Source organism: Pseudonocardia sulfidoxydans NBRC 16205 (genome assembly GCF_007989085.1).
Taxonomy (GTDB): domain Bacteria; phylum Actinomycetota; class Actinomycetes; order Mycobacteriales; family Pseudonocardiaceae; genus Pseudonocardia; species Pseudonocardia sulfidoxydans.
Genome location: NZ_BJVJ01000033.1, coordinates 53,995 through 64,346 on the forward strand (window position 1 = coordinate 53,995; position 10,352 = coordinate 64,346).

General features: G+C 72.8%; 9 protein-coding genes. 2 read left to right on the forward strand and 7 right to left on the reverse strand.

Features of this window, described 5'->3' with window-relative positions:
• Positions 1–36: 36 nt before the first annotated feature.
• Entirely contained in the window at positions 37–1,224 is a 1,188-nt protein-coding gene (locus PSU4_RS16890) for an MFS transporter (protein WP_147109301.1), read from the reverse strand.
• 52 nt (positions 1,225–1,276) lie between these two features.
• On the opposite strand from PSU4_RS16890, the gene PSU4_RS16895 reads away from it, so the two are divergent.
• Both PSU4_RS16895 and PSU4_RS16900 read left to right on the forward strand, forming a co-directional pair.
• Positions 1,277–2,752 carry a pyridoxal-dependent decarboxylase gene (locus PSU4_RS16895; RefSeq protein WP_222596298.1) on the forward strand — a complete coding sequence of 492 codons (1,476 nt, stop codon included), beginning with the start codon at positions 1,277–1,279 and terminating at the stop codon, positions 2,750–2,752.
• 65 nt (positions 2,753–2,817) lie between these two features.
• Positions 2,818–3,801, forward strand: coding sequence for an ABC transporter substrate-binding protein (locus PSU4_RS16900; RefSeq protein WP_147109307.1), 984 nt, complete (start codon positions 2,818–2,820; stop codon positions 3,799–3,801).
• Between the two features lies 1 nt (position 3,802).
• Here PSU4_RS16900 and PSU4_RS16905 read toward each other — a convergent pair whose 3' ends face one another.
• The 6 genes from PSU4_RS16905 to PSU4_RS16930 all read right to left on the reverse strand — a co-directional run bounded on the left by PSU4_RS16905 (position 3,803) and on the right by PSU4_RS16930 (position 10,200).
• Positions 3,803–4,756 carry a methionyl-tRNA formyltransferase gene (locus tag PSU4_RS16905; RefSeq protein ID WP_147109310.1) on the reverse strand — a complete coding sequence of 318 codons (954 nt, stop codon included), beginning with the start codon at positions 4,754–4,756 and terminating at the stop codon, positions 3,803–3,805.
• A 97-nt stretch (positions 4,757–4,853) separates the two neighbouring features.
• Complete coding sequence (locus PSU4_RS16910) at positions 4,854–6,221, reverse strand: lysine N(6)-hydroxylase/L-ornithine N(5)-oxygenase family protein (RefSeq protein ID WP_147109313.1); 1,368 nt, start codon at positions 6,219–6,221, stop codon at positions 4,854–4,856.
• A 168-nt stretch (positions 6,222–6,389) separates the two neighbouring features.
• Positions 6,390–7,070 carry a TetR/AcrR family transcriptional regulator gene (locus tag PSU4_RS16915; RefSeq protein ID WP_307724791.1) on the reverse strand — a complete coding sequence of 227 codons (681 nt, stop codon included), beginning with the start codon at positions 7,068–7,070 and terminating at the stop codon, positions 6,390–6,392.
• Positions 7,067–8,218, reverse strand: coding sequence for an acyl-CoA dehydrogenase family protein (locus PSU4_RS16920; protein ID WP_147109316.1), 1,152 nt, complete (start codon positions 8,216–8,218; stop codon positions 7,067–7,069). The genes PSU4_RS16915 and PSU4_RS16920 overlap by 4 nt, the downstream gene beginning before the upstream one ends.
• A 46-nt stretch (positions 8,219–8,264) precedes the next feature.
• Positions 8,265–9,026 (reverse strand): 3-hydroxyacyl-CoA dehydrogenase, encoded by a 762-nt coding sequence (locus PSU4_RS16925; RefSeq protein ID WP_147109319.1) that lies wholly within the window; start codon positions 9,024–9,026, stop codon positions 8,265–8,267.
• A gap of 28 nt (positions 9,027–9,054) precedes the next feature.
• On the reverse strand, positions 9,055–10,200 hold the full coding sequence (locus tag PSU4_RS16930) for a thiolase family protein (protein WP_147109322.1): 1,146 nt from the start codon (positions 10,198–10,200) through the stop codon (positions 9,055–9,057).
• Between the last annotated feature and the right edge of the window lie 152 nt (positions 10,201–10,352).

A 10,352-nucleotide genomic window follows, 5' to 3' on the forward strand; every position in this document is an offset into this window, starting at 1 on the left:
TGGCCCCGCCGGACCGTGAAAAGCCCCACCCGAGCGTCAGGTCACCCGCGCGTAGCGGGCCCGCGCCGCGACCGCCACGACCGCGAGGGGCACCGACACCGCCAGCGCGATCGCGAAGACCGTGTCGAACGCGCCCGCGTCGGCCAGCGGGGCGACGAGTGCGGTGCCGACGGAGCTGCCGAGGAACAGCACCGTCGCGAAGAGGGCGACGGCCGCCGCACGGGCCTGGGGCACGACCTCGGTCGCCCAAGTCTGCAGCGTGGTGTGCAGGAACGCCCAGGCGATGCCCAGCAGCAGGCCGGACGCGAGCACGGTCACGACGGTCACCGAGACCGTCGTGGGGATCCACGTGACGGCCAGGACGGCGCCACCGACGGCGGCGAGTCCGGCCGGGGGCACCCGGCCGACGAGGCGCCGCACGACCCGTGAGGTCAGCAGCGCGCCGATGCCGTAGCCGGCGGCGACCAGCCCGGCGACACCCGACGACCAGCCCTGGGCCTGCAGCGACGGCGCCAGGTAGGTGAGGGCGCCGAGGGCGACGGCACCCTCGACGAGCGCGAGCGTCAGCACGACCCAGGCCCAGCCGCGGCGCACCACCAGCCGCAGCGGGCGCAGCAGCGGGCCCGGCTCGTCGCGGCCGGGCTCGGGCAGCCTGCGCAGCGCCCACCACAGGACGACGGCCGCGGCGCCGGTCAGCCCGAAGACCGCCCGCCAGCCGACGAGCTCGGCGACGAGGCCGGCCCCGATCGTCGCCACCGCGGTGCCGACGGCCGAGGCGGCGAGCAGGTCCGACAGGGCCCGTTGCCGGACCGCGATCGGCCAGGTGTCGCCGATGTAGACGAGCGTCGTGGGGATCAGGGCGGCCGCGGTCGCGCCCGCGACGACCCGGGCCACGGCGAGGATCGCCAGGTTCGGCGCGAGGACGGACGCGAGCGCGGCGACGGCGAGCCCGGCCAGCGCGATGCGCATGACGCGGACGCGGCCCAGCCGGTCGCTGAGCAGGCCCCACACGAGCTGCATCAGCCCGTAGGCGAGGAAGTATCCGCTGGCGACGGCCGCGACGGCGACGAGCGAGGCGTCGAACCCGCGGGCGATCTCGACGAGCAGGGGCGCGATGGCGAACCGGTCGACGGTGCTGGTGAGCGCGGAGAGCTGGAGCAGGCGCAGCCGTGCTGCACCGTCGGGGACGTCCGGATCGACGGACCCTCCGGACGTGTCGGACACTTGGCAACCCTAATCATCGAGCCCCGGAGGGATCGCCGTGCCCGAGCCGGACCTGACGACCGAGGAGTTCCGCCGACTCGGGCACGCGTACGTCGACTGGGTCGCCGACCACCGCGCCGGCCTACCGGGCCTGCCCGTGGTCCCGCCGGTCGGTCCGGGGGAGGTCGCGACGGCGCTGTCGCAGCCCGGCGCGGCGTTCCCGGACGGCCGGCTCCCCGAGGCGCCGCAACCCCTGGACACGCTGCTCGACGCCGTCGACCGCGTCGTCGTCCCGGGCAGCACGCTCTGGCAGCATCCCGCGTTCTTCGGCTACTTCCCCGCCAACTCGTCCCTGACCTCGCTGCTCGGTGACCTGCTCTCGGGCGCGCTCGGTGCCCAGGGGATGCTCTGGTCCACCTCCCCGGCGGCCACCGAGGCCGAGCAGGTGCTGCTCGACGGGTTCGCCCGCGCGCTCGGGCTCGGCGAGGCGTTCACGTTCTCCGGCGGGGGCGGCGGCGTCATCCAGGACTCGGCGTCGTCGGCGGCGCTGGTGGCGTTGCTCGCCGCGCTGCACCGGGTGCGCCCCGGCTGGCGCGAGACGGGCGTCGACGGCCGCGAACGCGTCTACGTCACCGCCGAGACGCACTCGTCGCTGGCCAAGGCGGTGCGGGTCGCCGGGCTCGGCGCGCGGGCGTTGCGCGTCGTCGACCCCGTCCCGGGTACGCAGGCCATGTCGGCCGCGGCGCTCGCCGGGGCCATGGCCGCCGACGTCGCTGCCGGGCTGGCGCCGGTGCTGGTGTGCGCGACCGTCGGGACGACGGGCACGGGTGCGGTCGACCCCGTCCGCGACATCGCGCCGGTCGCGGCGGCCCACGGGGCGTGGCTGCACGTCGACGCCGCGTGGGCGGGGGTGGCCGGGCTGTGTCCCGAGCTGCGGCACGTGATCGACGGTGTCGGGCTCGCCGACTCGTTCTGCACCGACGCCCACAAGTGGCTGTTCACGGCGTTCGACGCGTCCCTGCTGTGGGTGCGGGACGCGGCGGCGCTGCCCGCGGCGCTGTCGGTGACGCCGGAGTACCTGCGCAACGCCGCGTCGGAGTCGGGCGCGGTCGTCGACTACCGGGACTGGCAGGTGCCGCTGGGCCGCCGGTTCCGGGCGCTCAAGCTGTGGGCGGTCGTGCACGCCCTGGGTCTGGAGGGGTTGCGGGCGCACCTGCGTGGGCACGTCGCCGCCGCGGTCGCGCTCGCGGGCCGGGTGCGCGCCGAGCCGGGTGTCGTCCTGGCCGCGCCGCCGACGCTCGGGCTCGTGTGCCTGCGGTACGTGGGAGCGGACGGGGGCCCCGACGACGCCGTGACCCGGGCCGTCCTGGAGCGCGTCAACTCCTCCGGTGCCGCGTTCGTCACCCACACGGTCCTCGACGGACGGTACGTGATCAGGGTCGCGGTCGGCGGCGTCGCGACGGAGGCGACCCACGTCGAGGCCCTGTGGGAACGGCTGTGCGCCGAGGCCGGGACGGTTCGGGCGACCTCGACGCTGCCCCGACCATAAGGGCAGGCTAACTTCAGCGGCAGGAAGGGACGAATCACCACCGCTCACCGTCGATGGGAGGCCCCATGACCCGCTCCCCCGCCCGCCTGCTGGCGGCCGCGCTCACCGCCGTCCTGGCCGTCGCGCTCGCCGCATGCTCCAGCAGCGAACAGCCCAGCACCGCACCACCCGGCTCCGCACCGCCCGGCGCCGCCACGTTCCCCGTCACCGTGCAGCACGCCTTCGGCGAGACGACGATCCCGGCCGAGCCGGAACGCGTCGTCACCGTCGGGTTCAACGACGTCGACTTCGCCCTCGCGCTCGGGGTCGTACCCGTCGGGGTCCGCGACAACATCGGCGAGTACGACGAGTCGAAGCGCCCTTGGGCCCAGGCCGCGCTGAACGGCGCCACCCCGCCGCAGGTCGGCGGCAACGAGATCGACATCGAACGCGTCGCCGCGCTGCAGCCGGACCTCATCCTCGGCATCTACTCGTTCATGACCCAGAGCGACTACGACACGCTGTCGCGGATCGCCCCGGTCGTCGCCCAGCCCACCGCCGACAACGCGGCCATGGGCTGGCAGGACCAGACCCGGCTGACCGGCAAGGTCCTGGGCCGCAGCGCACAGGCCGAGCAGGCGATCGCCGACGTCGAGGCCAGGTTCGCCGCGGCCCGCGCCGAGAACCCGCAGTTCGCCGGCAAGACCCTCGGCATCGACTTCGTGGTCGACGGCCAGATCTACAAGCTCGGCACCGACGACCTGCGGACGCAGGTGTTCACCGGCCTCGGTCTCGACGTGGGCGGCAAGGGCGACTCGACGCCGCTGAGCCCGGAGCGGATCTCCGAGATCGACAAGGACGCGATCGTCGTCTTCGGGCCCACCCGTGAGGAGCTCGCGGGCGACCAGCTGTTCCAGAGCCTGGACGCGGTGAAGAACGGCCACGTCGTCTACCTCGGCGGGTTCGACACCGACGTGGCCTCCGCGCTCGGCTTCGGCAGCCCGCTGAGCCTGCCCACGGCTCTCGACGCGGTCGTCCCCCAGCTGGCGCAGGCCTACCAGGGGACCTGAGCTACTCCCGCGGATGGGCGGTGAGGTACTCGCCCATCCGCGGGAAGTAGTCGGCGGCGTCGAACTCGCGGCCGTCGTCGAGCCGCACCCGGTGGATCAGGACGCCGGGGTTGCGGCCGCGGCGGGCGTCGGCACCCGCGACGATGACGACGCCCGGCCCGCGCCGGATCAGGACCCGGCCCGGGGTTCCGCCGACCGCGTCGTCGGTGACCGACGCCGACAGGATTCGGATCCGCTCGGTACCGCGGTAGCAGTACGCGTTCGGATAGGGGTCGACCTGGGCGCGGACCAGGTTGAACACGTCGCGCGCAGGCCAGGTCCAGTCGATGCGGTTCTCCTCGTCGGTGCGGCGGTGGAAGTAGGAGGCACGTCGCCGGTCCTGGGCCGGCCACTCGGTGCGCCCCGACTCCAGCAGCGCGAGGCCCTCCACGGTGATCGGGCCGAACATGGCGAGGGTGCGGTCGAACAGCTCGACGATCGTGTCGTCGTCGCTGATCGGTGTCGCCCACTGCAGCACGACGTCTCCCGCGTCGAACTCGGCGTTCATCATGTGCGCCGTGACGCCGACCTCGGGCTCGTCGTTGATCAGCGCCCAGTTCAGCGGCGCGAACCCGGCGTAGGCGGGCAGCAGCGCGTCGTGGACGTTGAGCGTGCCCAGCCGCGGGATCGAGTAGACCTCCGGCGGCAGCCAGGTGCGCCAGTTGGACACCACCATGACGTCGGCCCCGGCCGCGGTGATCGCCGCCTTCACCTCGTCGTCCTCGGCGCGGTTGCGCACGAGCAGCGGGATGCCGTGGTCGGCGGCGAGCTCCGCGACGGACTCGTTGAAGATCTTCTCGTAGGCGTTGTCGCTGTCGGCGTGGGTCACGATCAGCGGTACCTCGTGGCCGGCGTCGAGAACGGCCTCGATGGTGCGTCGCCCCCACGTCATGTAGCCGAAGCACACCACGCGCATGCGGGAATCTCCTCGTTCCTCCGCCCCGGCGCGGTACCGGGGACGTGCGGCGGCGGGCCCGGCAGCCGGACCCGCCACTGTCGGTTCGGTGCGCGCCTCAGCGCACGCTGCGCAGCTCCGCGAGCTCGGCGCGGGTGTCGTCGACGGGTGCCGCGGCGGGGGCGGCGATCGAGGCCACGATCTCCCCGGCGCGGACGGCGACGTTGGACAGCAGCGTCGACGAGATGCCGTGGCTGTGCTCGGTCGCGCCCTGCACATAGATTCCTGCGCGCAGCTGCGGGGCCGTGGCGACGCGGTAGTCGCGACCGATGCGCAGCCGGCCCGCGGGGTCGCGCAGGCAGGTGCCGGCCAGCTCCGGCAGCAACCGCAGCGGGTCGGACGACCGGTAGCCGGTCGCGAACACCACGAGATCGACCGACACGACGTCGCGGCTGCCGTCGGCCACCGACTCCAGTGCCAGCTCGACGCGGTCGTCGGTCTCCACGACATCGCCGACGCGGGTGAGGTTGAGGATCCGCAACCGCTCGGTTCCGGCGACGCGTTCGTGGTAGTGCCGCCGGTACAGGTCGGTGATGAGCTCCGGGTCGACCACCGAGTAGTTGGTGTTGGCGTGATAGCCGAGGATGCGCTGCTTGGCCTCGTCGGTCGCATCGAAGAAGTCGTCGACGGCACCCGGGTCGAAGATGCGGTTGGCGAACGGGCTGTCGTCGGCCGGGCTGTAGCCGTAGCGCGAGAAGATCGCGCAGACCTCGGCGGACGGGAACGTGCGGTGCAGGAAGTCGGCGACCTCGGCGGCGCTCTGCCCGGCACCGACGACCGCGACGCGCTCCGGCGTGGTCCCGGCGACGGCGGGGGCCCGGTGGAGCAGGTCGCGGCTGTGCCAGATGCGCTCGCCCCCGGCGACGCCCGGGGGCAGCAGCGGCGTCAGCCCCGTCGCGACGACGACGTTGCGGGCCCGGTGCCGGACCTCGCCCGCGGCCGAGCGGACGACGACCGTGAGCACGTCGACCCCGCCGTCGGCACCGGCCTCGGGCTCCACGGCGACGACCTCGCTGCCGTAGTCGACCTGCGTGGCGAACGCAGCCGCAGCCCATTCCAGGTAGTCGTGGAACTCCAGCCGCGACGGCATCGAGCTGCCGTAGTTGATGAAGTCGATGAGCCGTCCCCTGTCGTGGAGGTAGGACAGGAAGCTGAAGGGGCTCGTCGGGGTGCGCAGCGTGACGAGGTCCTTGAGGTAGGAGATGCGCATCGTCGCGTCGTCGAGGAGCATGCCGCGGTGCCAGCCGAACCGCGGCTGCCGCTCGAGGAACCGGGCGGAGAGCCGTCGGGAACCCGCTCCTGCCGCGTCGTTGTGCTCGGCCACCGCGATCGCGAGACCGAGGTTCGACGGGCCGAAGCCCACTCCGAGGACGTCGAGGACGTCGTCCCCGGCGCCGGTGGGACCTGAGGGAGCGCAGGTCGACATCGCCATCCTTCCGGGACCCGATCGGGACGAACGGGCCATGGTCGCCATTCCTAACCTAAGGGCAGGCTAACTAAAGCAGGCGAACACTCAGAGAGCCATCCGAGTGAGCTGTTCCACAGAACGACACCAGCCGTCACCGACCGTGCATGCGGCACGGGAATCGGCAGCTCAGTCGGAGAGCAGCGTCCTGACCAGGTCCTGCCACTGCGCGACCATCGAGTCCGAGGCGGCGTCACGGCTGTCGAAGGCGTAGGTGAGGGCCGCGCCGCGCATGCTCGTGAGCAGAAGATCACGCACTTGGCGGAACCGCGGATGCGACGAGTAGGGCTCCCCCAGCATCCGGGCGAGGGAGGCCCGGATCACCCGGCCGAGCCGGCGCTCCTCCGGCAGCAGCGCGGCCGCGATCTCGGGGTTGGTGCGGGCAGCCGTCCACAGCTCCAGGGCCGCCCAGAAATGCTGTTCGTGGAACGACGCCCACAGCGCCTCGACGACACGGTCGACCCGGTCACCGCCGCGCACCTCGGACCCCACGAGCGCGAGCACCCGGTCCTCGGTATCGCGGACCCGTTGCGCCGCAAGGTGCTGGGCCGCGGCGACCAGCAGCAGGTCGCGCGAGGGGAAGTGGTGCAGCAACCGCCCGCGCGACACCCCGGCAGCCGCCTGGATCGCCAGCGTCGACGCACCGGCGTAACCCTCGGCGACGAGACACCCGACCGCCGCGTCGAGGATCCGGGCCCGCCCGTCCTCGGCCCGCTGGGCGCGCGTGCGCAGACCCGTGCCCGGCCCCGCCGTGGCGGGGCCGGGCACGGGGTCGAGCGCGGTGCCCGCGTCGGGCGACGGACCGCTCACAGGCCCAGCGACCGCCCGATGACTTCCTTCATGATCTCCGTGGTGCCGCCGTAGATCCGGGTGACGCGCGCGTCGGCGAACGCCTTCGCGATCGGGTACTCCGTCATGTAGCCGTAGCCGCCGAACAGCTGGAGGCACCTGTCGACGACACGCCCCTGCAGCTCGGTGCACCAGTACTTCGCCTTGCTGGCGTCGGCCGCGGTCAGCTCGCCCGCGTCGAGCGCGCGGACACACGCGTCGACGTAGTGCTGGGCGATGTCGATCTCGGTGTCGAGCTCGGCGAGCACGAACCGGGAGTTCTGGAACGACCCGATCGGCGTGCCGAACGCCTTGCGCTCCTTGACATAGTCCAACGTCAGGCCCAGCGCGTAGCGGGCCGACGCGACGGCCGCGTAGCCGATCGACAGCCGCTCCTGCGGGAGGTTGCCGACGAGCTGGGCGAAGCCCTGCCCCTCCTGTCCGCCCAGCAGGTTGGCCACCGGGACGCGGACGTCGGTGAACGACAGCTCCGCGGTGTCCTGGGCGTGCTGGCCGAGCTTGTCGAGGTTGCGGCCCCGCTCGAAGCCCTCCATGCCGCGCTCGACCACGACGAGCGACATGCCCTTGTGCTTCTCCGCCGGGTCGGTCTTCACCGCGGTGATGACCAGGTCGGCGTTGATGCCGTTGGTGATGAACGTCTTGGCGCCGTTGACGACGTAGTGGTCGCCGTCGCGGATCGCCGTCGTCGACATCGAGGCGAGGTCCGACCCGATGCCCGGCTCCGTCATCGCGATCGCGGTGATCAGCTCGCCGGAGGCGATGCCGGGCAGCCAGCGGGCGCGCTGCTCGTCGTTGCAGTAGGCCATGAAGTAGGGCAGGCAGATGTCGTTGTGCAACGACAGGCCCAGCCCGGCCGCGGCGGCGCCGCAGCCCATGAGCTCCTCGTCCATGACCGCGTTGAACCGGAAGTCGCGCACCCCGCCGCCGCCGTACTCCTCGGGGATCTCGATCCCCAGGAAGCCCGACCTCCCGGCCGTGGCGAACAGCTCCCGCGGGACGATCCCCGCCTGCTCCCACGCGTCGTGGTGCGGCACGATCTCGGCCTGCACGAACGTGCGGAACGAGTCGCGGAACGCCTCGTGGTCGTCCTCGAACAGGGTGCGCCTCATCGCGGTCCTCCTCGGTCCGGGTCAGCAGCAGCGACGGGTCAGCAGCTCAGCGGGGGGCCATCCGGATCGCGCCGTCGAGACGGATCACCTCGCCGTTGAGCATCGGGTTGGCGACGATGTGCGCGGCCAGCGCACCGTACTCCGACGGCGAACCCAGCCGGGACGGGTGCGGGACCTGCTTGCCCAGCGAGTCGCGCGCCTCCTCGGGCAGGCTCGCGAGCAGCGGGGTGTCGAACAGGCCGGGCGCGATCGTCACGACGCGGATCATCGCGCTCGCGAGGTCGCGGGCCACCGGCAGCGTCAGGCCGACGATGCCGCCTTTGGACGCCGAGTAGGCGGCCTGCCCGATCTGGCCGTCGAACGCCGCGACCGACGCCGTGTTGACGATGACGCCGCGCTCCCCGTCGACCGGGTCGGCCGCCGTCATGCGCTCGGCGGCGAGCCGGATGACGTTGAAGGAGCCGATCAGGTTCACCTCGACTACCCGGGTGAACAGGTCGAGCGGGAACGGGCCGTTCTTGCCGACGGTCTTGGCCGCCGGGCCGATGCCCGCGCAGTTGACCGCGACGCGCAGCGTGCCCAGCTCGGCCGCGACGTCGAGCGCCGCGGACACGGCGGCCTCGTCGCGGACGTCGGCGGGGGCGAAGCGCACGGCATCGCCCAGCTTCTCGGCGACCTGCTCCCCCGGCGAGTTCGGCAGGTCGAGGATGACGACCTTCGCGCCGGCGTCGAGCAGCGTCTCGGTGGTGGCCAGGCCGAGGCCCGACGCGCCGCCGGTGACCAGGGCGACGGATCCGTTCACGTCCATGTGATGTCCTACTTCCGGGTCGGAATCGTCAGAGCAGCTCGAGGATGGTGGCGTTGGCCTGGCCGCCGCCCTCGCACATGGTCTGCAGGCCGTAGCGGATCCCGTTGTCGCGCATGTGGTGGACCATCGTCGTCATGATCCGCGCGCCGGAGCCGCCGAGGGGGTGGCCGAGTGCGATGGCCCCGCCGTTGGGGTTGAGCGTCTTGGCGTCGGCTCCGATGTCGGCGAGCCAGGCCAGGGGCACCGTCGCGAACGCCTCGTTGACCTCGAAGACGCCGATCTGGTCGAGCGAGAGCCCGGAGCGCTTCAGCGCCTTCTCGGTGGCCGGCATCGGCGCCGTCAGCATGATCACCGGGTCGGCGGCGGCGAGGACCGCGGTGTGGACGCGGGCGATCGGGGTCAGGCCCAGCTCGGCGGCCTTCTCCGAGGTGGTCATCAGCAGGGCCGCGGAGCCGTCGGAGATCTGCGAGGCGTTGCCCGCGGTGACGACGCCGTCGGGCTTGAAGACGGTCTTGAGCTGGCCGAGCTTCTCCACGGTGCCGCCGCGGCGGATGCCCTCGTCGGCGGCGACCACGGTCCCGTCGGGAAGGGTGACGGGCGCGATCTGGCCCTCGAAGCGACCGTCGTCCTGCGCGACGGCGGCCTTCTCGTGGCTCGTGATGGAGAACTCGTCGACCTGGGTGCGCGAGAAGCCCCACCGCTCGGCGATCATCTCGGCGCCGACACCCTGGTTCGGGAACACGCCGCCGTAGCGGGCGTCGAAGTCGGCCCCGAACGGGCTCGCGTCGGCGAAGGTGGAGCCCATCGGCACCCGGCTCATCGACTCGACACCACCGGCGACGACGACGTCGTACTGCCCGGCGACGAGGCCGGCGGCCGCGAAGTGGACCGACTGCTGGCTCGACCCGCACTGGCGGTCGACGGTCACGCCGGGGACCGACTCGGGCCAGCCGGCCGACAGGACCGCGGTGCGGCCGATGTCGAAGGTCTGCTCGCCGGTCTGGGAGACACAGCCCCAGATGACGTCGTCGACGACCGCGGGGTCGACGCCCGAACGTTCCGCGAGCGACCGCAGCACGTGTGCCGACAGGTCGGCCGGGTGCACACCCGACAGTCCTCCGTTGCGCTTGCCGACCGGGGTCCGCACCGCCTCGACGATCACCGCATCGCGCACGTCCGCCTCCTACCGCATAGCTGTGTGGGCGGCGTCCGCCGCCGCCGGGCCCGACGCTAGCAGCCGAACAGTCAGCGTTGACTGTGACGTCGGACGCGGCCGCCCGCCCTCGGCACACACAACCGCGCGCAACCTCACGGTCGTCCTGGGGA